This is a genomic window from Nonomuraea phyllanthi (genome assembly GCF_006334985.2).
In the GTDB taxonomy this organism is placed as follows: Bacteria; Actinomycetota; Actinomycetes; order Streptosporangiales; family Streptosporangiaceae; genus Nonomuraea; species Nonomuraea phyllanthi.
The window spans coordinates 173,176-198,269 of the sequence record NZ_VDLX02000002.1 but is presented as its reverse complement, the minus strand read 5'-3'; the positions used below and the strand labels follow the sequence as shown (position 1 = coordinate 198,269).

The following is a 25,094-nucleotide window of genomic DNA, read 5'->3' as shown; positions in this document are numbered from 1 at the left end:
GGCCGCCCGGCTCGCGTCGGACAGACCTCAGTCCAGATCCTCAGTCCAGGTCCTCAGTCCAGATCCTCAAGGCCGAGCAGCCGCTTCATCATGTCGTCCAGGTAGGCGACATTCCACGAGGCGCCACGCCTGCGGGCCTCCTCCAGCTCCCAGGCGAGCGCTTCCAGATTCACCGGCTGCCGTGCGGCCCCGAGCTCGCTCACTCGCGCCATGACCATGCCGGAATCCATGCGCCACATCTGGTCCGGGTGGTTGACCACATGGTCCATCAACGCCATGGCCACCAGGGCGGGATCGTCCGCGTCCAGTGCCGCATGCAGGTCCTGCAGCCGCCGCGGGTCGGGGTCGACGGCGTCGTAGCCGTGCTTGTGCCAGCCGGCCGCGGCGATGAACAGCCGGTGCAGGGTCTCACGTGCCGAACGCGGCGGCCCCATGCGCAGCGCGCCGGTCATGATCGTCATGTCTTCCGGTGTGCCGAAGAAGTCGACGCCGCCCACCAGCCGGGCGAGATCCTTCAGCGGGCCTGGAAGATCGGTGTCCGACCTGCCCATGAGCTGGTCGAAACGGCCGAGGGCTCGATGGTCGGGGCAGAAGTCGGCGATGGTGCGGCTTGTGTCGCGGCTGAGGAAGCCGGTCTCGTGCATCACCCGTGAGCCGATCTTCTCGTGCACGTCGGTGAACCCGCGGATGGCCGACTCCAGGGTGCCAGGGTCGGCGGCGTGGATGACCGCCAGGCCGTCGGCGTCACCGCGCTTGGCCGCCTTCCACGCGTCGATGTATGTGGTGATCAGCTCGGCGTCGCCGAGGGCGTTGGCGAGCCGGGCCATCGGGTGCGTGGGTGCCACGGCGGAGCTGTGGCCGAAGGATTCGTACCCGCTCAGCGTGAAGAGCCGGGGGAGCAGCTCGTCACGCACCAGTCGCGCCTCCGCCGCGTCGAACCCCATCCTCCAGAACTCGTGGTCGTACCCGAGAGTGAGATGATTCGGCAGGAAATCGCCTTCCCGCTTTTCGAGCCGCCGGTCGAGCTGGGCGCGCCTGAGCACATCATCGGCGATGGCCCTGGCGGTGTGCTTCTCCGCCGCCGTCATCGGCAGGTCGGGCATCGCGCTGAGCGTCCGTTCGATGCGGTAGGCGTTCAGCTTGGCGCCGAGCCGGTAGATGTCGTCGTTCCGGTGCAGGTAGTCGTAATGGCTGACGCTCGGTACGAGTTCTTGCGTGAGATCCACGCCGTTACGCCTGGCCTCCAGATAGAGCTCGGCGAAGTGGCGCTTGCCGCCCATGTCAGCGATGGCTTCACCGATGACTGAGTAGGACCGGTCACCCCACGCGTTGGTGTGCAGAATCCCTTCTTCACGAACGAGTAGATTCCCGCCCAGCCGGCTCCAACCGCCCTCCAGGAGCGGGCCGAGGTCGGCGAGGTGCGATATTTCCGTGGCGGTCAGCTCGGGCAGGCCCGCATCCAGCGCGAGGTTCTCCCCGACCCTCCTGTGGATGAAGCCGCGGATCGCCTGATCGATCTCGGCGGCCGTGCGCGCCGTGGCGACGGCCTCGTCGCCGGAACGCAGTGCGTCGAGGTAGACCTCGGTCAGCGCGGAGGCGCGGTACCGTCCCTGGGCGTCGGCGTCCGCAGCGCTGGACCAGGTCCGCAAATGGCCATCGCTGATCTCACGCCACAGCCTGGGAGCGTCGGGGTGGACGAGCCCTCCGTTCCAGTCTCCCGCTTTCAGGCCGGGCGAGATCGCGTCCAGCCTGGCCAGCAGCCGAGCCTCCGCCGTGGTCAACGCGTTCGGGTCGTGTCCGGCGTGCTCGGCGATGGCCCGCCCGGTCCTTTCCTGGACGATGGCGGGATCCTCCGGCCTCCGCGTCCGCCACGTGCCCCCTGGCCGGTCACCGCTCCGGGGCGCGTCGGCGTCCAGGCCGGTACGCGCGATGAGGTTGTCGTTCAGTGCCCGGGCGAGTTGGTGCGGGTTGCTCGCGTCCAGGACCGCGTGGTCACCGCGGCGCACGGCGTCCAGGAACTCCGCGATGAGCTGCCGGTTGCTACGCGCTCCAAGGATCTCCCTGATCACGGGAGGATTCGACGCCGTCTCCGTGCGGCCTTCAAGGCCGGGCAGCATGTCGGCGAGGCCGCTCAGCGCCCGTGCCTCGCCGACGGTGATCCGGCCCGGCAGATGCTGGTGCGCGAGGCCCACCCCTCTGCGAACCTCTTCCGCGGGGTGAGCCGTGGTGGCTACCTCCTGCGAGGGGGCGGCGCTCTGCAGGGTTCGGTGTCCGGGATCCGCTGATCCGTGCGTGATGTGCGGGCCGGATGCGCCGGGGGGTGCGCCGGATGTGGTCTCGCCGGGTTGAGCAAGGTTGTGTGCCTGCGGTGCCGTTGTCCCCGCAGAAGTCGTATCGCCGTGGTCGCGGGGACCGGGATTGTGGTGGACCGGGGCGGGATGCGCGTCCGGGGCGGCGCCGGCTGCCAGGGTGGTGTTCTCGCCGTGTCCTGGCGCCCTTGGCTCGGGGCCGCCGGGCCGTACGGTGGGGGAATCACTGTGGTTGCCGGCCTGTGTGGTGGAACCCCAGTCCTGCCCCGGTCTGCCGTCGATGGGGTCGAGAGGGGGTGGAGCGCCCTCGTGGCGCGCGGGTGAGGCGTGGATCGGCGCGCCGCCGCCGTCCGGGACGTGGGCGGGGGGTGCGGTGGTGTCCGTGTGAGCGGTCCGCGTGGCGCCGGCCGCAGCGCTCGTGGCGTGGGCCTCGGGGAGTGCGTGGCCGCTGGCGAGCGGGCCGAGCCCGCCGATGAGGGAGCTGGTGGTGGCCTGGAGGAAGCGTTCGGTGCTCCAGTCGCCCGTGGCGACCATCTCCCCGGTGGCGACGGCGGCGCCGCTGACCGCGGAGATGATCAGCGTGGCGGCTCCGCGTGACAGGTTGGGGAACATCTTGGCCAGGGCGAGTTCGCTTCCGGGGAACATCGCGCCGGCTATCCCGCCTTCGAGGGCGGCCAGCCCGAGGCGGTTCAGGTCGAGGTCGCTCCACTTGGCCTTGCCGTCGCTGACCGCCCACACGTGCGCCAGCAGCGGGATGAGCGCTCCGATCACCGCGCCCACGACGGCGCTGACCATGGAGGCCTTGCCCAGCTGCTGGAGGATGGCGCGGAGGCCGCCGTTCTTGATGGCGACGAGGACGTCGCGATAGTGGCGGAGGAGTTTCTGCCGCCACATCTCGGCGGCTGTGGGGTTGGCCAGGCGCCAGACGAGATATGCGATCAACAGGGCGGCCACGACGAGCGCGGTGACACGCATCTCGTAGCGGACCAGTTCGGTCGTCTTGGTCTGCTGGCGCAGGGCCGCCGCGGTGGCGCGGCACTCGGCTTCGCACAGGTGCAGCCAGCCGAGCCCGTCGGAGGGCATCTGCACCGTCTGAGCGGCTCTCTGGCCGGTGGCGGCCGCGCTCGTGGCCTGACGTGCCCTGCCTGCGGGGGTCCCGGCGTGCTGGGGGGCCGAGTTCAGCTGCTGCCACAGCCGTTCGAACTCGGCCTTGGCCGGGCCGGACCAGGTGCCGGTGGCCAGGACGGTGTTGACGCGGTCGCCGTGCTCCTCGCGCAAGATGCGCAGGCGCTCGGCGAGCCTGTCGAACTCCTCCGCACGCGCGTTGCACGGTTCCCACTCCGCCTGGGGGTAGACCCCGCCGAGCAGGTAGCCCTCCAGAGAAGCGGGCAGCCCGGTCAGGCTCATTCACGCCTCCGCGGTGCGGATGGTCGAATCGTCCTCGGCCCTTCTGTAGGTGCCCCGCGCCTGGACGCCGACCTCGTCGACGCGCTCGTTCACCTGCCGGGCGAGCAGCGTCAACAGCTGGTTGAGCGCCTCCAACCGGGGCTCGTGGACCCGGCGGAACGCTCGGCCGTACTCGTCGTCGGTCACCGCCGCCCAGGTGGCCGCGGTGGCGGTGTGGTGATCGGTGCCTACCGTGTCCAGCCCGCCGCCAAGCTTGGCCACCTCGCGGGCGATGCCGAGCAGTTCTTGCTCGGCGAACGCCAACTCATCGGGCTGTTCCGGCATTGTCGTACTCCGTGCCACTGAAAAGTTGGCCGGCCAGGTCCGTGGGCCTGCACCGCCCGCCTTCCACGTAGGTCGTCTCGTCTCCATCTTCCAGACTGAAAGTGTTCACGATCTTAGGACCCATGCAGATGCACATTCAAGGGCGATCCGCCCAGGGCGCACCAGGCGTGGCCTCAGCGCTCGCACCGTTGGCCGGCAGCGCCGAGGGGGCGTCGGCCGCCGGTAGGCGGAGCACGAAGCGAGCGCCGCCCACGCACGACTCCTCCACTGTGAGGGTTCCGCCGTGCGCCATGGCGATGCGGCGGGCGATGGCCAGGCCCAGCCCGGTGCCTCCCTTGTCGCGGCTGCGCGCGGTGTCCAGCCGGACGAACTGATCGAACACGCGTTCGCGGTCGGCCTCGGGAATGCCCGCGCCGTCGTCGGAGACGGCCAGCTCCACGGTGTCGCCGTCGCGGCGCACCTCGACCCATATCCTCTGCCGGGAGTGGCGCTGCGCGTTGGCGAGCAGGTTGGCGAGCAGCCGGTTGATGTGGCCGCGTACGGCGTCGACCGTGGCCTCCGGCTGGAGCGCCGGCTCGATCTCGACGCCGTCCGGCCAGCGGGAGAGCTCGGCTCGTACCAGCTCGGCCAGATCGAGCGTCTCGTGCTCCGCGGCCGTGCTCGCCCCCACCTGGGCCACCAGCAGCAGGTCGGCGACGATGCCCTCCAGCCGCGCCACGTCGCTCAGGGCGCGCTCGAACAGGTCCGCCAGATCGGTCTGGTCGGGGTGCAGCTGGGCCTCCTCCAGCTCCGCGCGCAGCCCGGCGAGCGGGGTGCGCAGCTCGTGGGAGGCGTCGGAGGCGAACTGCCGCATCCGTTCGGGCACACCGTCCGTGCACTCCGTCACCCGCGCCACGTGTTCCGCGCAACCGCCGGCCGCGAACCGGTCAGCCGTCTCCGCCCTGAGAGCGACCCGCGGCTGCGGCAGACCCGGGCGGGCCGCGTGGTCGAAGCAGCCGGTACGCGGGTGCGTGAGGATCGGCCCCGAGCGTGCAAGGGTCGCCACCTCGGCCAGGTCAGCGTGCTTGTCCATCTCGTCGTTCCTCCATACCGCCATTACTGGTCGATATCCACGTTGCCGTACGGCCCTGTCGGCGGGCTGTCGGAAAGGGGGTGACGGCTGTCGGTCTGCTGTCGCTCGCGGCGATGGCCGCCGGAGCACGTAAGGCCGCTGACCCCGCCCGCCTGGCCTCAACCGTCCGTGTCCGTGGACGATCTCGCGGTCGGGACCCAGTAGCGGCGCTTGTGCTCGGTGATGTCGATCAGCTGTCCGCCGTTGGCTTCGATGACTCGTCGTGAGGCGACATTGGACTTGTCGCACATCACCAGAGCCTGAGAGATGCCAAGAGACCGGGCGATCGGCAGCGCCGCGGCGAGCATGGCCGTCGCGTGGCCCTGGCGGCGCGCGCTGGGGCGGACGTCGTAGCCGATGTGGCCGCCGAGTTGCTCCAGCACGGGGGTGAGCCGGTGCCGGATGGCCAGCCTTCCCAGGAATCGCCCGCGGTCGACCCACCAAAGGGTGGTCATCGGCACGAAACCGGGCCGTACGCCCGATGCGGTCCGCTCGTTCACCAAGCGTGCGGTGTACGCCTCGAAGGCCGCCGGGTCGACCAGAGCCTGCGGGTCGACATCCTCGACGAACCAGGAAGCCGGATATTCGAGATCCGCGCGGAACTCGGCCACGGCGGCCAGGAACGACGCCATCAACGTGCTGGTCGGGTCGATGAGTCCTGGCATGGCGACCATGGTGCCCGCGAGAGCGGGTGGCGTCGAACAGTTATCGGGCTCCGGGCTCGCGGCGCGCGACGCCGGGGAGGATGCGGAACGGCGCCGTGCGGGCGGTCCCCTATGGCCTGGCCTGCGGGCGGAGGGCGAGCGCGGCGGCTTCGCCGCGTGAGCCGACCCCGAGCTTGCCCAGGATGTTGGCCACGTGGAACTTGACGGTGTTCTCGCTGATGCCGAGGTGGTGGGCGATCACCCGGTTTCGGTGCCCTAGCGTGAGCTGCTCCAGAACCTCCTGCTCCCGCGGGTTGAGCGAATCGAGCGAGCCGGCCGGGCGTTCGAGTGCGGGGCTCTGGGACAGCGGGAGGACCACGGTGATCGTCGTACCCCAGTGTGGCACCGAGTCGACGGTGACGGTCCCGTTGAGCTCGACGGCCCGTTCAAGGAGGCGATGGACGCCCAGATCCTCGGACGTGATCGCGCCGGGCCCGTCGTCGCGTACGCTCACCACGAGCTGCGCGTCCTCGACCTGCCACGCCAGCCTGATCCGCCCCAACGCTCCCTGCTGGAGCATGGTGAGTATGGCCGCGCGCACGATCGCCCTGGCCGCCCTCGCCACCGTCCCGGGCAGTGGCCGGTCCTGCGGTCGAGGTGGTTCCAGCTCCAGGGCGATGTCGTGATAGCGGGTGAGCACGTCGAGCTTGCCTGCCACGGCGGCGAATGCCTCGCCGGCGGGCTCCTGGTCGAGCCTGCGCTCCCCGCCCGCCCGCGCCTCGATCAGCGCGGGCACCGCCAGCTCGATGGCGGTGCGCCGGGCCGTGGCGTCGTCGAGCCGCTTGGCCCGCAGGACGCCCAGCAGTGCGGTGAGGGTGGTGGCGTGTGCCTCGGTGGCATCGGCGACAGAGGGGGACGGAATACCGGCCGCGGCGGGTTGTTCGGCGGCCGTCATCCGGTTGCTCACCTGCACGGTCACCAGCTCGAAGAGCCGGCGGACGGTCCGCACGGCCTCCGGCGACGGCTCGTCCGGCGCGGAGAGCGCGATGGCGACGAACCCCCGCGCCATGCCAGGTGGGCTGATCGTCACAGCCAGCACCGGCCGTTCGGTCCCCGCCAGTGCCACACGCCCGAACCACGACCGCCGTACCCTGACCAGTTCGGCCAGCCGGGCCAGTTCGTCCGTGCTCACCGCGTCGAAACCATGGGTGTGCAGCGACGGCCTCACCAAGCAGTCACCGGTGAACGTGACCATCCCTTTGTGCGGAACGAGTTCGGCCACCAACGTCGACAGCCTGGGCAGGACCTCCTCCAGCGGGGCCTGCAGCATGTCGAGGAAGGCGCTCAGTTCCTCCTTCATAGCGCGCATGCTAACCCCGCCGCCGGCAAGGTCCTGCCACCCGTTCGAGCGGGCCGGCCCTGTCCAAGCGGGTGGTCCGCCCCTGCGCCGGCGTGGCGATGCTGGCATCCGGCCGATCAGGGAGGAGACCGATATGACGGCACTGGTGATGGTGGCGTACCACAGCGGCTACGGGCACACCGCGCGGATGGCCGAGGCGGTGCGCTACGGTGCGGCGTCGGTGGACGGGGTCAAGGCCGAGCTGCTGTCCGTGGATACGATGACCGAGGGCCAGTGGGAGCTGCTGGATACGGCGGATGCGATCGTTTTCGGCTCGCCGACGTACATGGGGTCCGCCAGCCCCGAATTCCACACCTTCGCACGCGACTCGGTGGCTCGCTGGCAGCGCCAGGCGTGGAAGGACAAGCTCGCGGCCGGCTTCACGAACTCGGGATCCAAGAGCGGCGACAAGCTGCACACGCTTCAGTACATGGCCCTGCTCGCCGCCCAGCACGGCATGCTGTGGGTGGGGCTGGACCTGTTGCCGGGCTGGAACTCCAGTACCGGCTCGGTCAGCGACCTCAACCGCCTTGGGGTGTGGCTGGGGGCGGCCGCGTCCTCCAACGTGGACCAGGGGCCGGAGGAGATGTCCGAATCGGACCTCCGTACCGCCGAGCACCTCGGCAAGCGGGTGGCCGAACAGGCCCGCCTCCTCGAGACCGCGCGTCTCTCCGAGCCAGCCAGCGGTACGGGTGAGAGGTGAGGCTGGTGGCAGCTCTCCATCGCATTGACGACGCCCCATGAAAATCCGCACTCACGGAACTCGCCGATTCCGCCTCGTGAATGCCGCGCCATACTGACCCGGTGAGCTTCTTATTCAGGTCGGCTCTTGCCGGGCTTGGCGTGGTTGTCTCGCTTGTGCTTCTGGTCCACCTGCCGGCGCCCGAGCAGGACGACCAGATCCAGCTGGCGACGACGGTGCTGCTGGCACCGTTCCCACTCAGCGCGCTGGGCGCGTTCCTGGCCCGGCTGCCGGGCGCGTTGGTCATCGGACTGGTGGCGCCCTTCGTCATGCTGACGCTCTCCCAGCTTCTGCCCGAGACCTGGGTGTCCGAGAAGGGCCCCGAGCTCTACCTCGCCCTGGGGGTCCCTGTCATGGCCGGCTTCATGATCACGGCGCCCCTCGGTCTGCTCGCGAGCTCGCTCCGTGCGCGCGTCCTCGGGAAGCTCAAGCCCGCGCCGCGAGCTGAGCAGCCTTGACCCGGGGCCCGCGCGGTTCAGGCGGGATCGTCGCGTAGTTCCCTGGTCGCCGAGCGGTAGGCGCGGGCGACGCGGGTGAGCATGCCCAGCATCAACGGCACCTGTTCCACCGTGTAGTGCGCGCGGATCTCCTGCAGGTGTCGCTCGGACGTCTCGCGGGCGGCGTGGTACGCGGCCATGCCGTCCTCGACCAGCTCGACGGTGACCTTGCGCCGGTCGCGTTCGCCGCGCACCCGCCGTACGTAGCCCGCCTTCTCCAGGCGGTCGATGAGCCGGGTCGTGGACGCGGACGGGAGCCCCAGCTCCTCGGAGATCGCCCCCACGGGGAGTGGCCCGCGCATCTCCAGCAGGATCAGGGCGGCGACGTCGACGTGGTGCACGCCGAGCCGGTCGCCGACCGCCTCGATGTGCAGCATGACCGCGATGAGGAACTCGCGGAAGACGTCCTCTTCTGGATGCTTGTCGGCCACCCGCCCCAATCTACTCCATATCAATGTATCTTTGAATCGAAGTATCTTCGATGTGGAGGTGACGGTGGACGTTCTCGTCATCGGCGCGGGCGTGGGTGGCCTGGCCGTCGCGCGGAGCCTGCTGGCCGCCGGTCACCAGGTACGGGTCTACGAGCAGGCGCCCGCCATGCGCACGGGCGGCGCCGGGCTGACCATCTTCAGCAACGGCGCCGCCGTACTCGACGATCTCGGCATCAGCCTCGACGGGGTCGGCGGCCGGTTCGACCGGATCGACGCGCTGACGGCCGACGGCCGGCTGCGCCTCAGGTCCGACATGGCGCACGCGGCCGCGCGCTACGGCTTCCCCAGCAGGTCGATCTCCCGCCGCCTCCTGCTGGAACGCCTGTCCGACGGGCTGCCCGGCGACCTGATCAGGTACGGCACGGGCTGCCGCGCCGTGAACCAGGACGGCGACCGGGTCACGGCGGCCTTCGACGACGGCTCGACCGCCACGGGCGACCTGCTCATCGGCGCCGACGGCCACCACTCGGTCGTGCGGCGCGCGTTGTGGGGCGACGTCCCCATCCGGACGGCCACGTTCGGCACCTGGCAGGCCCTCAGCCCCGTCGACATCGAGCTCACCCGCACCCACGTGCACCTCATGATCACGGGGCGCGAGGGCGCGTGCGGGCTCATCCCCGCCGGGGACGGCCTGCTCCAGTGGTGGTTCGACGTGCGCTGGTCCCCCGGCGAGCCACGCCCGGCCGCGCCCCTGGCCATGCTGCGGCGCCGCTTCGGCCACTGGGCCTCGCCCGTCCCCGAGGTGCTGGCCCAGGCGTCCGAGGACGACCTCGACTTCTTCGGCCACCACTGGCAGAAGGTACGCCGGGTGTGGGGCAAGGGCCGGATCACCCTGCTCGGAGACGCCGCCCACCTCATGCCGCCCACCCTCGGGCAGGGCGCCAACCAGACCTTCGAGGACGTGTGGGTGCTCGGGCGCTCGCTCGCCCAGGGCGGCGACGTGGCGGAGCGGCTGCGCGCCTACGAAAGGGCCCGCTACCCCCACGTCTCCCTGGTCTCCCGGCTGGCCCGGCGCAGCCCGGCCAACTGGCGGATTCCGCCGCTGGTCGGCCGGCTGCTCTCCGAGACGTCCCAAAGTGCCATGCTCGCCCGCTTCAGCAACCGTCTCACGGCCCTGGCCCCTGCCTGAAGCCGGCCGCCGCGAACCGGCCGACCCAGTACGCCGTGCGGTCCAGGTACGCGTTCCTGGCCGCGACCGTGATCACCAGGCTGACGGTCCCGGTCAGGCCCTGCGGGTCACGTACGGTCAGGGTCGGGCGGCCACACCGACGTGCTCGGCCTGATGGCCGACCGGCTGGCGTTCATGAAGGGCCTGGCGCCGTCGCTCGGCCACGCGAGCGCGCCGGGCTGGCTGCTCTTCGCCGGCGCCGTCCTGCTGACCCTGGCCAACGCGCGCCTGCTCAGGAGGGTCCAGTGAAGCGTTTCGCCTACGCCGGTCCGATCGTTCACGCTGCCGCTCGGCCTGGAGTCACTGATCTCCAGCGAGGTGCCCCGCTACAACGAGGTGATGGCCGCGTCGCTGATCATCGTCCTCCAGGTGACCGCGCTCTTCCTGCTCCTGCAGCGGTACTTCGTCAACGGGCTGGTGGGTGCGATCAAGGGCTGAGGAGGACGACGGTCGCGGCGATGGTCAGGCCGTCTGGCGGCCCAGGTCGCGGAGCTGGTCGGCGGAGAGCGCGGAGACGTTCTGGTCGATGGGGTAGTCGGTGTACTGGTGGATGGTCCAGGACTTCCAGTCGGCGGGCGGGCTGACCGTTCCCTTGTCCTTGCTGTAGTGGGCCACCCAGAGGGGGTATTCCGCGAGGCCGTGGCCGTAGGTGTTGGCGAAGTTCCAGCCGCTGTAGAACATCGGGGTCACCCCGGTCCGCTCTTTCACGTGCGCCAGCCACGTCTTGGCCCAGGAGTTGACCGCGGAGACGGACTGCCCGTCGGTGGTCTCCAGGTCGAGGACCAGCAGGTCGCCGGGCTTGGCGGGCTGCGAGTTCAGCACCGACAGGAAGTGCTCGGCCTCGGCGACGGGGTCGTTGGCGGGGTGGCCGTAGTGGTACGCGCCGCGCACGATGCCCTTCTGGCCGAGTTCGTGCCAGTGCCGGGCGAAGGACGCGTCGCGGAAGTCCGTGCCCTCGGTGGCCTTGATGATGCCGAACTGGGCCTGGCTGTCGCTCCAGTCGTACAGGGGCTCGTAGTTGGAGATGTCCAGGCCGTACGTGAGGGCCCCGGCCTGCTGCGCCTCTTGTACGGGGGGATGCTCGGGTGCGTGCGCGGCGGGAGCCGCGAGCGCGGTGCCGGTGACGGTGGCGACGGAGGCGGTTCCGGCCAGCAGGACCGTGCCGGCGACGACGAAGCGCAGGCGCTTGGAGGACAGGTCGATGCGGTGCTTGAGAAGGTCGAGGCGGTCCGTGAGGGTCTGGGTGAATGCGGCAAGCCTGGGCTTGAGCATGGGGCATTGACTCCTTGCTTCCATGCCGCCTACCGGGTTAGCTGACGGGTTCGGGCGTGGAAGTGCCCTACGGGCCCAGCTGGGCTGGTGCCCGATTCACCCCGGAAGGTGGGTCCCCGGTTCCGCGTGGCGCGGATTCGGCGGCCGGACGCCGTCAGGGAGGACGGCGTCCGGGTCCGGTCAACGATGCGGCAGGGACGCGGTGAGGGATCGCCAGATCAATGCCGCAATTGCGCGAAACATATACATATCGCCACAGAAGGCGCAAGTAGGGATAAATCGGACTTGCGCGGGCAGGCGCGTGAATGGCGCTGAAACCCCGTGCCTGCCGGGGTTTCCGGCTTGGTAAAGGTTTGCGGCCCGGCCGCAGCGGGCCCCGTTCAGAAAACGCCCTCGAGTTACTCCTGTGACGTGGCGTCGTTTCCGGGGTGAGGACGGGCTCGAAGTGGCGGCTTGGAATACGGTAGGGGGGTATGGTACGTTCAAGGTGTCGGAAGGGGGAGACATGGTCGGCTACAGCGATCACAAGCAGGACCAGCTGCGGCGGCTGCGCCGGGTCGAGGGCCAGGTGCGCGGCCTGCAGCGGATGATCGAGGACGAGAAGTACTGCATCGACATCCTGACGCAGGTGTCGGCGGCCACCAGTGCCCTGCAGTCGGTCGCCATCTCGCTGCTCGAGGACCATCTGGCCCACTGCGTCGCCGAGGCCACCGCCAAGGGCGGCCCCGAGGCCCAGGCCAAGGTCAAGGAAGCTTCCGACGCCATCGCGCGGCTCGTCCGCTCCTGACACACGAAGAAGGGTTGATCCGATATGGCTACCGCTACCTACACCGTCAAGGGCATGACCTGCGGCCACTGCGTGAGCTCGGTGAAGGAGGAGGTCAGCGAGGTCGCCGGGGTCACCTCGGTGGAGGTCGACCTCGCCGGCGGCCTGATGACCGTGCAGAGCGACAGCCCCGTGGACGCGTCGGCGATCGTCGCCGCCGTGCAGGAAGCGGGCTACGAGGTGGCGAATCCGGCATGAACGCGGCCACCAAACTGGGCGCCTACGTCGTGGGGCTGGCCGTCGTCTTCGGCGGCGCCCTGGGCGTCGGGAGCGCGGTGGGGGAGGCCGGGCCCGCCCCGGCCGAGCCCCGGCACGAGGCGGCCCACGCGACTCCCGCCGGCCACGGCGGCCACGACGCAGGCGCCTCTTCGGCGCCGAACGATACCCCCGGGGGGCTCCAAGTGTCCCAGAACGGCTACACCCTCAACCCGTTGACCACCGTCAAGGCCGGCGAGCCCACCGACTTCCGGTTCACCGTGACGGGGCCGGACGGCGAGCCGGTGACCGACTTCCAGGTGCAGCACGACAAGAAGCTGCACTTCATCGTGGTCTCCCGGGACCTGACGACGTTCAGGCACCTGCACCCGGTCGAGGCGGGCGACGGCGTCTGGTCGGTACGGCTGACGCTGAAAGACCCGGGCGCCTACCGCGCCTTCGCCGACTTCCTCCCCACCGGCGGGACCGGCCTGACCCTCGGCACCGACCTGCTGGTCGCGGGCGACTACGAGCCGCGGGCGCTGCCCGAGGCCCGCAGCACGGCCACCGTCGACGGCTACACCGTCTCCCTGGCGGGTAACCTGATCCCCGGCCAGGCCAGCAAACTGACGCTGAGCGTCAGCAAGGACGGCGAACCGGTGACGGACCTGCAGCCGTATCTCGGCGCGTACGGACACCTGGTCGCCCTGCGGGCCGGTGACCTGGCCTACCTGCACGTCCACCCGGAGGACAGCGACAGGGCGGGGCCGGACATCACGTTCTACGCGGAGGTGCCCAGCAGCGGCGACTACCGGCTGTTCCTGGACTTCAAGCACGGCGACGAGGTCCGTACGGCCGACTTCACCGCCCGGGCCGGAACCGGCCGGCCCGAGCCCACAACGGAGCCCACGACGGAGCCGAGCGCCGGCCCGTCCCACGGTGATCACACGCACTGAGCGGGAATGGAGGGGTGATGTCCGCTTTGACCGAAGGTAAAGCAGTCGAGCTCACGATCGGCGGCATGACGTGCGCCTCCTGCGCCAACCGGATCGAGCGCAAGCTGAACAAGCTCGACGGCGTGACGGCGACGGTGAACTACGCGACGGAGAAGGCGAAGGTCACCTTCCCCGAGGGCGTTGACCCGCAGCAGCTGATCGCCGAGGTGGAGAAGGCCGGTTACACGGCCGAGCTGCCCGCCCCGCCCGCTGCCGAGGCGCCGGCGCGGGAGCCGGAGGACGAGCTGCGGACGCTGCGCCAGCGGCTGATCACGTCGGTCGTGCTCGGCGTCCCGGTGATCGCGATGGCCATGGTCCCGGCGCTGCAGTTCACGTACTGGCAGTGGCTGTCGCTGGTGCTGGCCGCGCCCGTGGTGGTGTACGCGGGCTGGCCGTTCCACAAGGCGGCCTGGACCAACCTGCGGCACGGCGCCGCCACCATGGACACCCTGATCTCCATGGGCACGCTGGCCGCGCTCGGCTGGTCGCTGTGGGCGCTGTTCTTCGGCACGGCCGGCATGCCCGGGATGACGCACCCGTTCGAGCTCACCATCGCGCGCAGCGACGGCTCCGGCAACATCTACCTGGAGGCCGCCGCGGGAGTGACCGCGTTCATCCTGGCCGGGCGCTACTTCGAGTCCCGCTCCAAGCGGCGGGCCGGGGCCGCGCTCAAGGCGCTGCTGGAGCTGGGCGCCAAGGACGTGGAGCTGGCCGACGGCCGCCGCGTCCCCACCGACCAGCTCAAGGCGGGCGACACCTTCGTCGTACGCCCAGGGGAGAAGATCGCCACCGACGGCGTGGTCGTCGAGGGCACCTCCGCGGTGGACGCCTCGATGCTGACCGGCGAGTCCGTGCCCGTCGAGGTCCGCCCCGGCGACGCGGTGACCGGGGCGACGGTGAACGCGGGCGGCCGCCTGATCGTCAGGGCCACCCGGGTCGGCGCCGACACCCAGCTGGCCCAGATGGCCAGGCTGGTGGAGGAGGCGCAGACCGGCAAGGCGGCCGTGCAGCGGCTCGCCGACCGCATCTCCGGGGTGTTCGTGCCGATCGTGATCGCGCTGGCCGTCGGCACGCTGGGGTTCTGGCTCGGCACCGGGAACGGGGCGGCGGCGGCGTTCACCGCGGCGGTGGCGGTGCTGATCATCGCCTGCCCGTGCGCGCTGGGCCTCGCGACCCCGACCGCGCTGCTGGTCGGCACCGGGCGAGGGGCGCAGATGGGGATCCTGATCAAGGGCCCGGAGGTGCTGGAGTCCACCCGCCGCGTCGACACCGTCGTCCTGGACAAGACCGGCACCGTGACCGAGGGCAAGATGACCCTGGTGGCCGTGCACCTGGCTGACGGCGAGACCCGCGAGGAGGTCCTGCGGCTGGCCGGCGCGCTGGAGCACGCCTCCGAGCACCCCATCGCCCAGGCCGTCGCCCGCGAGGCCGGCTCCGACGCCACGGTCGAGGACTTCGCCAACGTCGAAGGGCTCGGCGTGCAGGGCGTCGTGGACGGTCACGCGGTCCTGGTCGGCCGTCCCCGGCTGCTGGAGGAGTGGTCCCAGCACCTGCCCGCCGGCCTCCGGCAGGCGCTCGAGGCCGAGCAGGCCAAGGGCCGCACCGCGGTGGCGGTCGGCTGGGACGGCAAGGCCCGCGCGGTGCTGGTGGTCGCCGACGTGGTCAAGCCGACCAGCAGGCAGGCCATCGCCGAGCTGCGGGCGCTAGGGCTGACCCCGGTGCTGCTGACCGGCGACAACGAGGCGGTGGCGAGGACCGTCGCGGCCGAGGTGGGCATCGACGAGGTGATCGCCGACGTGCTGCCGACCGGCAAGGTCGACGTGGTCAAGCAGCTGCAGGCCGAGGGCAAGGTGGTGGCCATGGTGGGCGACGGCGTCAACGACGCCGCCGCGCTGGCCCAGGCCGACCTGGGGCTCGCGATGGGCACGGGCACCGACGCCGCCATCGAGGCCTCCGACCTCACGCTCGTACGGGGCGACCTGCGGGTGGCGGCCGACGCGCTGCGGCTGTCACGGCGCACCCTGGCCACGATCAAGGGCAACCTGTTCTGGGCGTTCGCCTACAACGTGGCCGCCCTGCCGCTGGCCGCGCTCGGCCTGCTCAACCCGATGATCGCCGGAGCCGCGATGGCGTTCTCCAGCGTGTTCGTGGTCAGCAACAGCCTGCGGCTGCGCCGCTTCTCGTGATCCCAAGAGGTGGCCGGAGACGATCCTCCGGCCACCTCAGCGCCCGTGGTGGCACCGGTGCGTCACCGCGCGGCCTTGGGCGACGTGATCCATGATCGCTCCTCGGTCGCGGGCCTGGAAGCTTCGTCTGCCTCAGCCCCCGGCGGGTATAGCCGGTACCACGGGGGCGAGATCTGGGGGAGGCAGCGTGGTGGCACGGAAGGACATCGCCGTTCCAGGCGTGATCCTCGGGATCGGACTGGGCGGATTCGTCGACGGCATCCTGCTGCACCAGCTCCTGCAGTGGCACCACATGCTGAGCAGCACCGACACCGACAACGTCGGCATCCGGTACTACTCGCCCGACACCGTGCCCGGCCTGCAGATGAACACCCTGTGGGACGGGCTCTTCCACACGTTCACCTGGCTGTCGGTGCTGACGGGGCTGGCGCTGCTCTACTCGCGGGTCACGCGCTCGCGCGGCCGGATCTGGCGGTCGCGGGCGCTGTGGGGATGGATCCTGGTCGGCTGGGGCCTGTTCAACCTCGTGGAAGGCATCGTCGACCACCACCTGCTGGGCATCCACCACGTGCGTACGGGGCCGTACCAGACCTGGTGGGACGTCGGATTCCTGCTGTTCGGCGCGCTGCTGGTCGTCGCCGGCTGGGGCCTGCAACGCGGGGCGAGCGTGATCGACTTCACCCGGGCCCCGGCCTCGTGACGGCGCACCACGAGGGTGGCCTGCTGCCCGCCGCCCTGCCGGTCCTCGCCGCGGCCGGATACGTGCTCGCGGCGACCCTGACGAGGAGCCGCGGGTGGAGCGCGTGGCGAGCCGCGAGCTTCGTCGCCGGCTGCGCGCTGGTCGTGCTCGCCCTGACCGGTCCCGTCGCCGCGCAGGCCGCTCACGATTTCCGCGGGCACATGCTCCAGCACCTGCTCATCGGCATGCTGGCACCCGTGGCCCTCGTGCTCGGGGCGCCCGTCACCCTGCTGCTCCGCACCCTGCCCACCGCCCACGCCCGCCGCCTGACCGCGCTGCTCCGGAGCCGCGCCTTCCGCGCGCTCTCCGCCCCGTCCACCGCGCTGGTGCTGTCGGCGGGCGGCCTGGTCGCGCTGTACTGCACGCCGCTGTACGAGCTGACCATGGCGGGCGAGCTGCCGCACCACCTGGTGCACCTGCACTTCCTGCTGTCCGGCTACCTGTTCGCCTGGGTGATCGCGGGCCCCGACCCGGCCCCGCACCGGTCGCCGGTGCCGCGGCGGCTCGTCGTGCTGGGGGTGGCCATCGCCGTGCACAGCGGGCTGTCGCAGCTGATGTACGCCGGCGTGTGGGTCGACGTGCCGGTGCCCGGCGACGAGCGGCGCGGCGCCGCGGAGATCATGTACTACGGCGGGGACATCGCCGAGCTGCTGCTCGCCCTGGCACTGGTGACCACGTGGCGGCCCTCCCGCACGGCCCTTGCCGCCGGCGGTAAAGCCGTGGCCGGAGGCGGTGCCCGCGGGGTAGCTTGAGCCGCATGCCCGCCTACCCCGACAAGCCGAAGCCCGGTGACAAGGTGGCGGTCCTGTCGCCGGGCGCCGCGCTGCCCGCGATCTTCCCCGCGCCGTACGAGCTGGGTCTCACCCGCCTGCGGGAGGACTTCGGGCTCGTCCCCGTCGAATACCCGACGACCCGCGAGCTCGGGGCGTCCCCGGCCGCGCGTGCCGCGGACGTCCACGCCGCGTTCGCCGATCCGTCGATCAAGGCCGTGCTGACCTCCATCGGCGGCGACGACCAGATCAAGGTGCTGCGCCACCTCGACGCCGACCTCCTCAGGGCTCACCCGAAGCCGTTCTTCGGCATCAGCGACAACACCAACCTGTGCAACTTCCTGTGGAACCTCGGCATCGTGTCCTACTACGGCGGCACGATCATGACGCTCTTCGGCCGCGGCGGCGCGATGCACACCCAGGCCGCCGAGGCGGTCCGGGCCGCGCTGTTCACCCACGACGCGTACGACCTGCGCCCCGCCGAGAAGTACACCGACGTCGAGCGCGACTGGAACGACCCGGCGTCACTGGAGGGCGAGCCGGACCTGCTTCCCGGCGAGGGCTGGCAGTGGCACGGCCCGCGCCGTACGGTGACCGGCCCGTCATGGGGCGGCTGCCTGGAGATCGTCGACTGGAACCTGCGCGTCGGCACCCACATCCAGGACGTCGCCGCCTACGACGGCTGCGTGCTGTTCCTGGAGACCACGGAGGAGCTCCCCGACGCCGCGTACGTGTACCGCGTGCTGATGAGCATGGGCGAGCGCGGCCTGCTCCAGCGGTTCGGCGCCGCGATCATGGCGCGGCCCAAGGCGTGGTCGCTGGACAGCCCGCTGGCGCCGGACCGGAAGGCCGCGTACGTCGCTGCCCAGCGGGAGGCCGTGCTGCGGGCCTTCGAGGAGTACAGCCCGGACGTCCCTGTCGTCCTCAACGTGGACATCGGGCACACCGACCCGCAGCTGGTCGTCCCGTACGGCGGCACCGTCACGGTCGACGCCGTCGCCGGCCGCATCACCGTCACGTACTAGGGCGCTGGTGGATGTACAGCTCGCGGCGGTCGGCCGGCTTGACGGCGCGCTGGTCGGGCACCGGCAGCTGGTAGCGGACCTCGCGGAGGTGGTCGCCGTACTGCCGCCCGGCGTTGTAGACCGAGCGGAACTTCCAGATCGCCCTGGAGAAGTTGGTCTGCCCGCGCAGCAGGTTACGGCCGATGATGCCCAGCGTCTTGCCGGCGGCGGCGACGCCGAGGTGCTTGCGGTTCATCACCGCCTGCGTCTTCACCAGCTCGCGGTAGAACTCGCGCAGCGGGAGCTTCGTCGGGACCACGGCGTGCTGGATGTCGAACAGGCGGTAGTCGCGCGAGGTGAGGTTGCGTGATTCGGTGTGCCAGATCTCCGTTCCCGGATAGGGCGTCATGACGGTGAGGTTGACGATCTCGGGCACCGACAGCGCCCACCGGCGTACCAGCTCGAACTGCTGCACGTCCCAGGACGGGTCGACGATGAGGTTGATCGCGACGGTGAGCCCCATGGCGCGGGCGAGTTCGAGGGCCTTGACGTTCTGGTCGGGGCTGGTGCGCTTGCGGTAGAGGTCGAGCCCCTCCTCGTCGAGCGCCTCCATGCCGAGGAACATGTAGGTGAGCCCCAGCCGCCGCCACCGCTCGAACACCTCCGGGTGGCGCAGCAGCACGTCGGCGCGGGTCTCCAGGTAGTACTCCTTCTTCACCCTGCGCTTCTCCAGCTCGGCGGCGATGGCGTCGCCGTGCTCGGGGCGGATGAAGGCGACGTCGTCGACGATGAAGATGCCCCGCTCGCGGATCGAGGCCACCTCCTCGGCGGCCGCCTCCGGCGACAGCTTGCGGTAGCTGCGGCCGTAGAAGGTCCAGGCGCTGCAGAACGAGCAGTCCCAGGGGCAGCCGCGGGTGAACTCGACCGAGGCGGCGGGATCGAGCACGCCGATGAAGTACTTGTCGCGGCGCCGGGTGAGGTCGCGTGCCGGGCGCGGCTCGTCCAGGCTGGTGAGCAGGAGCGGCGGCTTGCCGCAGGCGCCCTCGGCGGTCACCGCGCCGGGGACCTCGCCGAGCCCTCCGTCGCGGGCGGCGGCCAGCAGCAGCGGCGCCCCGACCTCTCCCTCGCCCCGCAGGATCGCGTCGAGGCCGCCTTCGGACTGGGCGATGACGTGGGAGGCGATGAAGGAGACGCTGTGCCCGCCGGCGAACACGAAGCAGCGCGGGAACAGGCTCTTCACGCGCTGGGCCAGGTCGAGCACCTCCGGCACGTTGGGCAGGTAGTTGAGGCCGAACCCGACGGCTTCTGGCTCGAAGTCGAGCAGCTCGCGGTGGAGGTCACGGTGCGAGAAGACCTGCAGGTCGAGCAGGCGCACCTCGTGACCGGCCGCGCGCAGCGCGCCCGCCACCCGTTCCAGGCCCAGCGGTTCCAGCCGCAGAAAGATCTCCGAATACATCAGGCCACTGGGGTGTACCAGGAGGGTGCGCATCGACAGTCCCCGTTCTGCTTGACCGGCCCCGGTCACGGCGCCACGAGCGTCTCATTGCAAGCTGTTACCCAGTGGTTTCCTAGTGTAATCAGGCTGATTGTCCGGTGGGCCGGCCTGTCACGGACCGGTGACGAGGCCGCGCACGAGCGCGCGCACCCCCTTGTCGTAGGTGTCGCGGGCGGTCAGCTCCTCCCATCGCTCGCCCAGCGCCGCCAGGCGCGGCGTCTCGTCCGGGTCGAGGCCGGCGAAGACCTGGCCGCGATAGGTGGGCCCGCCCCTGTCGCGCCTGCGCGCCGCCGCGGCCCGTGCGCTGATCTCGCCCGCCGTGTAGTGCCAGATGATCCGGTACGCGTCCACCGCCTCCTCCGGCTCCAGCCCCGCGCCCACGAGCCCGTCGATGATCGTCTCCGGGAACCAGAGCGCGTGCACGGACAGCAGGTCGTCCGCCCTCAGCACCTCCACGATCCAGGGGGAGCCGACCAGTGCCGCCCGCATGGCGGTGGCGGCGGACACGACCCGCTCGACCGGGTCGCCGCCCGGCACGTCGGAGAGCTCGATCCCGGCCGCGTACTCGTCGAGCAGGAGCCGCAGCAGCTCGTCCTTGTCGCGCACGTGGTGATAGAGCGCCATGGCCGTGGTGCCGACCTCGCGGGCCAGCCTGCGCATGGTCAGCCCGTGGATCCCCTCCGCGTCGATGATCCGGTGGGCGGCGGACACGATGTCCGCCCGGGAGATCTTGGGGGGTCGCCCCGTGCGTGCCGGCATCCCGCCATGCTACTTTCTATACATGTATAAAAAACAACCCGAACTTGACGAGAGGCTCGTGGCCTGGGGCGACGAGCTGGTGAAACTGCACGACGGATTCCGTCGCGACCTCGCGGAGCTCCGCCGCACAGCCGCCCTGGGGCCCAGCCTGCGCGAGCACTGCCTGACGTTCTGCGAGGCCCTCCACGCGCACCACACGGGAGAGGACGACGTGCTCTTCCCCCACCTGGACGGCCTGCACCCCGAGCTGGCCGAGGTCCTGACGCGGCTCAGGAGCGAGCACCGGACGGTGGCGCGCATCCTGGCCCGGATCCGGGCGCTGGTGGAGACCGGGGACCGGGAGGCGACGGGAGCCGAGCTGGACCGGCTCGCCGGGGAGCTGGAGGCCCATCTGGACTACGAGGAGGAACAGCTCGTCCCGCTGCTCAACGAGATGATCGACCCGCCGGACGACCTCTGAGGGCTCTCCAAGGTCCGCCGACAGCGGCAAAATAGGCGGGAAGGGGAGGCTTCGATCGGGCAAACAGGGGTGTCCGTCTCATTCTGGAGTCCATGAGTGATCACTGCCCCTGACGCGTTCGAAGCGGTCTTCGACGCTCACTACGCGGAGATACGCCGCTACATCGGCCGCCGGGTCGGACTCGACGTCGCCGAGGATCTCGCGTCCGAGACCTTCCTGATCGCCTTCGACCGGCGGGAGACGTTCGATCCCTCTACCGGGCACTGGCCAGGAGCGCGTCCTCGACGGCGTCCGCGACCCCGACGGCCGCCGAGGCATCGCGCTGCAACTGCCCACGCGCGGAGCCGACCGCGTGCAGCTCGTCATCGATCCGGGCAGCGGCGAGCTGTGGGCGGTTCAGCATGTGGCGCCCGTTCCGGGCCTGGCGCAGGTCGTCCCGTGGTCGGCCTCGATCGTCAGGAAGGCGGGCTGGAGCGACGTACGCCCGGTGCCGCCGGCCGGCTGCAAGGGCTGCTCGGGCACGTACTGAGGGCACCCCGTGACGGGAGCCGCCGCCGGTGCTTCTCAACCAAGCATTACCTGCCGTATCGCGTCAGGTCACCGGCGGCGGGGCAGGCTTCCAGGAGGAGCATGCGGGTGAGGTGGCTGACGATGACGGGCGATGCGAGGGACGAGCGCAGGGCGAGCATGCGGCGGCGGGCGCTGCTGGGCATGCCGGTCGTGCTGACGGGCTGCGGCGCCGTACGCGAGGTGAACAGGGTCGCGCGGGAGCAGGGCATAGAACTCTCGCCGACGCCGACGCGGACACCTACGAAGACGCCGACCTCCGGCGGCGGGAAGGCGGGCGAGGAGGAAGAGGTCACGCCACCCGAGGACCTCATGCGCGAGCACGGCGTGCTCAAGCGCGTCCTGCTCATCTACCGGGAGGGCATCCGTCGCATCCGCCGCGACCAGCAGGTCCCGGCGCGGGAGCTGCACGCCGGGGCGGGCATCATCCGGAACTTCATCGAGGAGTACCACGAGCGGCTGGAGGAGCGGTACGTCTTCCCGCCCCTGGTCAAGGCCGGCAAGCTCGCCGACACCGTCTCGGTGCTCGTCACGCAGCACCAGCGCGGGCGCGTACTGACCGGCCGCATCCTCGAAGCGACCGCCGGGCCGGTCAGCGAGCAGGGCCGCCGCGAGCTGGTAGCCGACATGGGGGCGTTCATCAAGATGTACGAGCCGCACGAGGCGCGCGAGGACACCGTCGTCTTCCCTGCCCTGCGCGACGTCGTCCCGCCCGCGGAGTTCGCCCGGATGGGGGAGATCTTCGAGGACGAGGAGCACCGCCGCTTCGGCGCGGCCGGCTTCACGGGCGTCGTCCAGCAGGTGGCCGACATCGAGAAGGCGCTCGGCATCTACAACCTGGCGCAGTTCACGCCGCGCATCTGAGTGCGCGGGCCCTGTCGAAGATCCCCTACGCTTGGGGAAGTTGATCTCCGGGCCTGACGTCGCACGCCTCAGGCCGCCCCAACGACTTCCTACTTCCGACGACAAGGTGCCGCAGGGTGGTCACGCACGAAGAGATGGTCGAGGCGTTCGGCGACGAGGGCCTGCTGCTGATGGACGTCGCGCAGTGCCGCGACAAGGGTCTGTCGGACGCGGACGCGCGGATCCTGTCCGAGGTCGGGTTACCGGTACGCGCGGACCTCGCCTTCACCACCTTCGTCGCCGACGAGCCGAGGGTGGGCTCGCTGGTCGTGTTCAGGACGGGTCAGGGGGACGTCGACGTCCTGACGCTCGGCGGCACGTCGGGTGACACCGGCATGCGCTACTTCCTCGACCTCCGCGACGGCGTGGTCGGCCTGCTCTCGATGGACGGCGAGCCGCGGGCCGAGAAGGTCAACAGCTCGCTGGGGACGTTCGTCGAGTTCCTGCACCGGCTCAGGCTGCGCCAGCGGGCACTGAACGGCGCGCCCCCGGAGGCCGGTCAGCGGCACACCGAGGAGCTGTGGCTGGCGCTGAGGGAGCTCGACCCCGCCGCCTTCACCGACGCCGAGGCGTGGTGGTCCATGGTGATGGACACGCTGATGGGCCGGAGCTTCATCGCCGAGACGCGGGCGTTCCTCGAACAGCGCCGCGCGGAGGTCGCCGTGTCCAGGGCGGTCGCGCCGCGTGACGGCTTCCGCCGGGCGCTCGACCGGCTGGAGAGCGAGGGCTGGCAGATCGTCGACGCCGAGCGGTTCGCGTACGAGAGCGAGACCAGCGGCCTGCTCAGCCCGGCCGGCGACCCTCCCTTCGCCCCGGACGGCACCCTGCTCAAGGACGTGCCGATCGCGTGGCGCGGCGGGCTGCCGTCCAACGTCCAGGCGGCGTTCGCCCGGGAGGGCCTGGTGGTCTCCGTGCCGGGGCAGGCCGAGCGCGACGATCCGTACGACTCGCTGCTCGACCTGGACGAGCACGAGCTGAGCAGGCAGGCCGACGCCGCCATGGACGAGTTGTTCGCCGCGGTCCACGGCCTGAAGAAGCCCGAGGAAGGGGTCGTGACCTGCCTGGCCACCGACCGGCCGTCCGATCTGTGCAGGATCGTACGGGCGCTGGAGCGGCTGGCCGCGTACGGGTACCTCGCCGAGCCGGACCTCTGGCCGACCGCCTCCGGGGGCTGGCAGCGGGTCCACGAGGCGACCGCGGCGGGGGAGACGCCGAAGGCCGTCTTCTGGACCACCCAGTCGCACACCTCGGCCTTCGACGCCTACGGAGATCTGGTGGACGATCTCGCCCTGCAATGGTCCGGCGACCGGGATCTGATCGCGGGCATCCTGGCCGGCGCGGGGCTCGCGGTGGAGGTGCCGGAGGGCGAGGAGGTCGCGTTCCTCATCCACCCCTCCCGTTGATCATCCGGCGGCGCTCGGGCCGTTTTCATCCACAGGGTGTGCACACAGGTTCGCACAGCTGTGATGAGGGTCCGTCAAACCCTGCTTTCGCAGTATCTGCCGGGGCTGGGGCCTTCCTGAGGTGGTGCTGGTGGGGGCCGCGTACGGGTGAGTTATCCACAGGGAGGGCCGGTTATCCACAGCTGTGGAGGCCGTGGTCGCCGGGCGCCTGGTCGAGCACCTTGGCCAGCGCCGCGATGGCCGTCCTGGCCGCCTCGATGCGCCCTGTCTGCGCCTGGTCGGCCCAGCCGAGCCGCAGGCCGTCGGCGGCCAGTTCGTCGAACGCGGTGAACGCGGCGAGCTTGAGCCGGATGACCTTGGCCCAGGCGTCGTCCTCGATCCGGTAGTAGACGTTCCGCTCGCCCTGCTTGCGGCATCTGCGGATGAGCTTGATGGACGTCAGGAGGTGCAGGTTGGTGGTCAGCGACGCGCGGCTCGCGCCGATTGCCCCGGCGATGTCGCTCGCCGTCTGCTCCGGCGGGTGGCACGCCATGAGCCAGCCCAGGACCCGGCCGCTGATCGGAGCCAGACCCCACTCCTCGGAGACGAACGCCGCCACGCGCTCGACCCATTCGAGCACCCGCTCCCGATCGGGGCCGTCCTGCGTACTCATGGGATCATCCTAAAGTTCACCGTCGCCGACCTGCGGGTTCACCGTCCCCAGTCCATGCGTCCGCACTCCCCTGCTCGTCCGCCTGATCACCCCTGTTCATGCACCTGAGCCGCCCTGTTCATGCGCCTGGCCACCCCTGGCCATGCGCCTGAGCTGCTGGGCCCGGGCGCCCGCGTCGCCCGGCAGGTCGCGCTCGGCGAGCCCGTCCGCCACCCGGCGGCGGAACTCGACCGGCCGGTGGTCGTCGTACTTGAACTTGGCCCGCACGCCCATCACCTCCAGCAGCAGCCCCCGGATCCCCGACAGCCGCCGCCGGTACGGCCCCGCGTCGGCGGCCACCTCGCCATACCCGCCGTCGGGCTGGTGATGGGCCAGCTGGCGGCGCAGGATGTCGGCCTTGCCCTCCTTGTCGTCCACGATGCGCGCCCGGCAGGTGAGCTGGACCGAGGCGTAGTAGCTGGTCGGCACGCCCTCCTCGGGGACGGGGGAGTCGGAGCGCCAGGTGGAGGGGATGTAGGCGTAGTCGTCGTGCACGCTCACCACCACCACGGGGTCGGCCTCCACCGCGGACCAGATCGGGTTGGGCCTGGCCAGGTGCAGCGCCACCTCCTCGCCGTCGAACAGGAAATGCGTCGGCACCACGACCGGCGGGCCGCCGTTCACGCCGTTCGCGGCGAGCAGGCCGAAGTCGTGCGTACGGAGCCAGGCACGCCATTCGTCGCTGTCATGAGCCGCGTCCCAAGGGTGGATGAGCATTCGCGTACCTCTTTGTATTA

Annotated in this window: 26 protein-coding genes and 1 riboswitch; of the genes, 15 read left to right on the top strand and 11 right to left on the bottom strand. The window is 70.8% G+C overall.

Translation table 11 applies throughout. The annotated features are described in order from the left end of the window. Window positions 1-53 precede the first annotated feature (53 nt). From FH608_RS06440 to FH608_RS06420, 5 genes are all read right to left on the bottom strand, one after another. Window positions 54-3,716: a hypothetical protein gene (locus FH608_RS06440; protein ID WP_139629388.1), complete on the bottom strand. Its 3,663-nt coding sequence runs from the start codon at window positions 3,714-3,716 to the stop codon at window positions 54-56. Further along, window positions 3,717-4,040: a hypothetical protein gene (locus tag FH608_RS06435; RefSeq protein ID WP_139629386.1), complete on the bottom strand. Its 324-nt coding sequence runs from the start codon at window positions 4,038-4,040 to the stop codon at window positions 3,717-3,719. Window positions 4,041-4,176: 136 nt separating this feature from the next. After that, entirely contained in the window at window positions 4,177-5,112 is a 936-nt protein-coding gene (locus tag FH608_RS06430; protein WP_193318265.1) for a sensor histidine kinase, read from the bottom strand. Window positions 5,113-5,270: 158 nt separating this feature from the next. Further along, window positions 5,271-5,783 carry a GNAT family N-acetyltransferase gene (locus FH608_RS06425; RefSeq protein WP_226899065.1) on the bottom strand — a complete coding sequence of 171 codons (513 nt, stop codon included), beginning with the start codon at window positions 5,781-5,783 and terminating at the stop codon, window positions 5,271-5,273. A 142-nt stretch (window positions 5,784-5,925) separates the two neighbouring features. After that, window positions 5,926-7,155, bottom strand: a complete 1,230-nt coding sequence (locus FH608_RS06420; protein WP_193318264.1) for a helix-turn-helix transcriptional regulator — start codon at window positions 7,153-7,155, stop codon at window positions 5,926-5,928. 133 nt (window positions 7,156-7,288) lie between these two features. On the opposite strand from FH608_RS06420, the gene FH608_RS06415 reads away from it, so the two are divergent. Continuing rightward, on the top strand, window positions 7,289-7,897 hold the full coding sequence (locus FH608_RS06415; RefSeq protein ID WP_139629378.1) for a flavodoxin family protein: 609 nt from the start codon (window positions 7,289-7,291) through the stop codon (window positions 7,895-7,897). A 101-nt stretch (window positions 7,898-7,998) separates the two neighbouring features. Then, window positions 7,999-8,394 (top strand): hypothetical protein, encoded by a 396-nt coding sequence (locus FH608_RS06410; protein WP_139629376.1) that lies wholly within the window; start codon window positions 7,999-8,001, stop codon window positions 8,392-8,394. A 17-nt stretch (window positions 8,395-8,411) separates the two neighbouring features. Here the strand turns inward: FH608_RS06410 and FH608_RS06405 are convergent, their stop codons facing one another. Next, window positions 8,412-8,864, bottom strand: a complete 453-nt coding sequence (locus tag FH608_RS06405) for a MarR family winged helix-turn-helix transcriptional regulator (RefSeq protein WP_193318263.1) — start codon at window positions 8,862-8,864, stop codon at window positions 8,412-8,414. A 64-nt stretch (window positions 8,865-8,928) separates the two neighbouring features. Here FH608_RS06405 and FH608_RS06400 point away from each other — a divergent pair, with 64 nt between their 5' ends. Then, a complete protein-coding gene (locus FH608_RS06400) occupies window positions 8,929-10,053 on the top strand; it encodes an FAD-dependent monooxygenase (protein WP_193318262.1) in 1,125 nt (374 codons plus the stop codon). Between the two features lie 153 nt (window positions 10,054-10,206). After that, window positions 10,207-10,341 (top strand): hypothetical protein, encoded by a 135-nt coding sequence (locus tag FH608_RS53750; protein WP_264372877.1) that lies wholly within the window; start codon window positions 10,207-10,209, stop codon window positions 10,339-10,341. A 213-nt stretch (window positions 10,342-10,554) separates the two neighbouring features. On the opposite strand, the gene FH608_RS06395 is transcribed toward FH608_RS53750, so the two are convergent. Next, window positions 10,555-11,364, bottom strand: a complete 810-nt coding sequence (locus FH608_RS06395; protein WP_193318261.1) for a glycoside hydrolase family 25 protein — start codon at window positions 11,362-11,364, stop codon at window positions 10,555-10,557. Window positions 11,365-11,375: 11 nt separating this feature from the next. Continuing rightward, window positions 11,376-11,517, bottom strand: a riboswitch (cyclic di-AMP (ydaO/yuaA leader). A gap of 352 nt (window positions 11,518-11,869) precedes the next feature. Here FH608_RS06395 and FH608_RS06390 point away from each other — a divergent pair. The 7 genes from FH608_RS06390 (at window position 11,870) to FH608_RS06360 (ending at window position 18,100) form a co-directional block, all read left to right on the top strand. Beyond that, on the top strand, window positions 11,870-12,151 hold the full coding sequence (locus tag FH608_RS06390) for a metal-sensitive transcriptional regulator (protein ID WP_139629369.1): 282 nt from the start codon (window positions 11,870-11,872) through the stop codon (window positions 12,149-12,151). Between the two features lie 24 nt (window positions 12,152-12,175). Next, window positions 12,176-12,388, top strand: a complete 213-nt coding sequence (locus FH608_RS06385) for a heavy-metal-associated domain-containing protein (RefSeq protein ID WP_139629367.1) — start codon at window positions 12,176-12,178, stop codon at window positions 12,386-12,388. After that, window positions 12,385-13,341 carry a hypothetical protein gene (locus FH608_RS06380; protein ID WP_139629365.1) on the top strand — a complete coding sequence of 319 codons (957 nt, stop codon included), beginning with the start codon at window positions 12,385-12,387 and terminating at the stop codon, window positions 13,339-13,341. The genes FH608_RS06385 and FH608_RS06380 overlap by 4 nt, the downstream gene beginning before the upstream one ends. Window positions 13,342-13,358: 17 nt before the next feature. Further along, window positions 13,359-15,566, top strand: coding sequence for a heavy metal translocating P-type ATPase (locus tag FH608_RS06375; protein ID WP_139629363.1), 2,208 nt, complete (start codon window positions 13,359-13,361; stop codon window positions 15,564-15,566). A gap of 187 nt (window positions 15,567-15,753) precedes the next feature. Further along, entirely contained in the window at window positions 15,754-16,266 is a 513-nt protein-coding gene (locus FH608_RS06370; RefSeq protein ID WP_226899063.1) for a DUF2243 domain-containing protein, read from the top strand. Next, on the top strand, window positions 16,263-17,057 hold the full coding sequence (locus tag FH608_RS06365) for a cytochrome c oxidase assembly protein (protein WP_139629360.1): 795 nt from the start codon (window positions 16,263-16,265) through the stop codon (window positions 17,055-17,057). The genes FH608_RS06370 and FH608_RS06365 overlap by 4 nt, the downstream gene beginning before the upstream one ends. Before the next feature lie 5 nt (window positions 17,058-17,062). Further along, a complete protein-coding gene (locus tag FH608_RS06360; RefSeq protein WP_139629358.1) occupies window positions 17,063-18,100 on the top strand; it encodes a S66 family peptidase in 1,038 nt (345 codons plus the stop codon). Here FH608_RS06360 and hpnR read toward each other — a convergent pair. Both hpnR and FH608_RS06350 read right to left on the bottom strand, forming a co-directional pair. Further along, window positions 18,090-19,568, bottom strand: a complete 1,479-nt coding sequence (gene hpnR / locus FH608_RS06355; RefSeq protein WP_139629356.1) for a hopanoid C-3 methylase HpnR — start codon at window positions 19,566-19,568, stop codon at window positions 18,090-18,092. The genes FH608_RS06360 and hpnR overlap by 11 nt on opposite strands. A 117-nt stretch (window positions 19,569-19,685) precedes the next feature. Beyond that, the gene (locus FH608_RS06350; RefSeq protein ID WP_139629354.1) at window positions 19,686-20,333 is read right to left on the bottom strand and encodes a TetR/AcrR family transcriptional regulator; all 648 of its coding nucleotides are present in this window, start codon (window positions 20,331-20,333) and stop codon (window positions 19,686-19,688) included. A 22-nt stretch (window positions 20,334-20,355) separates the two neighbouring features. Here FH608_RS06350 and FH608_RS06345 point away from each other — a divergent pair, with 22 nt between their 5' ends. The 4 genes from FH608_RS06345 to FH608_RS06330 all read left to right on the top strand — a co-directional run bounded on the left by FH608_RS06345 (window position 20,356) and on the right by FH608_RS06330 (window position 23,666). Then, window positions 20,356-20,793 (top strand): hemerythrin domain-containing protein, encoded by a 438-nt coding sequence (locus FH608_RS06345; protein ID WP_139629351.1) that lies wholly within the window; start codon window positions 20,356-20,358, stop codon window positions 20,791-20,793. Window positions 20,794-21,145: 352 nt separating this feature from the next. Beyond that, window positions 21,146-21,322, top strand: coding sequence for a hypothetical protein (locus FH608_RS51295; protein WP_193318317.1), 177 nt, complete (start codon window positions 21,146-21,148; stop codon window positions 21,320-21,322). 122 nt (window positions 21,323-21,444) lie between these two features. Continuing rightward, on the top strand, window positions 21,445-22,224 hold the full coding sequence (locus FH608_RS06335) for a hemerythrin domain-containing protein (RefSeq protein ID WP_226899181.1): 780 nt from the start codon (window positions 21,445-21,447) through the stop codon (window positions 22,222-22,224). Window positions 22,225-22,340: 116 nt separating this feature from the next. Then, a complete protein-coding gene (locus FH608_RS06330; RefSeq protein WP_139629349.1) occupies window positions 22,341-23,666 on the top strand; it encodes an SUKH-4 family immunity protein in 1,326 nt (441 codons plus the stop codon). A gap of 172 nt (window positions 23,667-23,838) precedes the next feature. Here FH608_RS06330 and FH608_RS06325 read toward each other — a convergent pair whose 3' ends face one another. Then, window positions 23,839-24,318: a GbsR/MarR family transcriptional regulator gene (locus tag FH608_RS06325; protein WP_139629348.1), complete on the bottom strand. Its 480-nt coding sequence runs from the start codon at window positions 24,316-24,318 to the stop codon at window positions 23,839-23,841. A gap of 96 nt (window positions 24,319-24,414) precedes the next feature. Then, window positions 24,415-25,074, bottom strand: coding sequence for an FMN-binding negative transcriptional regulator (locus tag FH608_RS06320; protein ID WP_139629346.1), 660 nt, complete (start codon window positions 25,072-25,074; stop codon window positions 24,415-24,417). Window positions 25,075-25,094 lie beyond the last annotated feature (20 nt).

What these genes read in the sequence shown, in the direction of transcription:
- FH608_RS06420 (WP_193318264.1), bottom strand. Translation starts at nt 7,155, where the DNA reads ATGAAGGAGGAACTGAGCGCCTTCCTCGACATGCTGCAGGCCCCGCTG.
- FH608_RS06390 (WP_139629369.1), top strand. Translation starts at nt 11,870, where the DNA reads ATGGTCGGCTACAGCGATCACAAGCAGGACCAGCTGCGGCGGCTGCGC.
- FH608_RS06345 (WP_139629351.1), top strand. Translation starts at nt 20,356, where the DNA reads ATGTATAAAAAACAACCCGAACTTGACGAGAGGCTCGTGGCCTGGGGC.
- FH608_RS06380 (WP_139629365.1), top strand. Translation starts at nt 12,385, where the DNA reads ATGAACGCGGCCACCAAACTGGGCGCCTACGTCGTGGGGCTGGCCGTC.
- FH608_RS06430 (WP_193318265.1), bottom strand. Translation starts at nt 5,112, where the DNA reads ATGGACAAGCACGCTGACCTGGCCGAGGTGGCGACCCTTGCACGCTCG.
- FH608_RS06360 (WP_139629358.1), top strand. Translation starts at nt 17,063, where the DNA reads ATGCCCGCCTACCCCGACAAGCCGAAGCCCGGTGACAAGGTGGCGGTC.
- FH608_RS06320 (WP_139629346.1), bottom strand. Translation starts at nt 25,074, where the DNA reads ATGCTCATCCACCCTTGGGACGCGGCTCATGACAGCGACGAATGGCGT.
- FH608_RS06375 (WP_139629363.1), top strand. Translation starts at nt 13,359, where the DNA reads ATGTCCGCTTTGACCGAAGGTAAAGCAGTCGAGCTCACGATCGGCGGC.
- FH608_RS06425 (WP_226899065.1), bottom strand. Translation starts at nt 5,783, where the DNA reads ATGGCGTCGTTCCTGGCCGCCGTGGCCGAGTTCCGCGCGGATCTCGAA.
- FH608_RS06325 (WP_139629348.1), bottom strand. Translation starts at nt 24,318, where the DNA reads ATGAGTACGCAGGACGGCCCCGATCGGGAGCGGGTGCTCGAATGGGTC.
- FH608_RS06440 (WP_139629388.1), bottom strand. Translation starts at nt 3,716, where the DNA reads ATGAGCCTGACCGGGCTGCCCGCTTCTCTGGAGGGCTACCTGCTCGGC.
- FH608_RS06385 (WP_139629367.1), top strand. Translation starts at nt 12,176, where the DNA reads ATGGCTACCGCTACCTACACCGTCAAGGGCATGACCTGCGGCCACTGC.
- FH608_RS53750 (WP_264372877.1), top strand. Translation starts at nt 10,207, where the DNA reads ATGGCCGACCGGCTGGCGTTCATGAAGGGCCTGGCGCCGTCGCTCGGC.
- FH608_RS06335 (WP_226899181.1), top strand. Translation starts at nt 21,445, where the DNA reads ATGACGGGCGATGCGAGGGACGAGCGCAGGGCGAGCATGCGGCGGCGG.
- hpnR (WP_139629356.1), bottom strand. Translation starts at nt 19,568, where the DNA reads ATGCGCACCCTCCTGGTACACCCCAGTGGCCTGATGTATTCGGAGATC.
- FH608_RS06435 (WP_139629386.1), bottom strand. Translation starts at nt 4,040, where the DNA reads ATGCCGGAACAGCCCGATGAGTTGGCGTTCGCCGAGCAAGAACTGCTC.
- FH608_RS06350 (WP_139629354.1), bottom strand. Translation starts at nt 20,333, where the DNA reads ATGCCGGCACGCACGGGGCGACCCCCCAAGATCTCCCGGGCGGACATC.
- FH608_RS06415 (WP_139629378.1), top strand. Translation starts at nt 7,289, where the DNA reads ATGACGGCACTGGTGATGGTGGCGTACCACAGCGGCTACGGGCACACC.
- FH608_RS06395 (WP_193318261.1), bottom strand. Translation starts at nt 11,364, where the DNA reads ATGCTCAAGCCCAGGCTTGCCGCATTCACCCAGACCCTCACGGACCGC.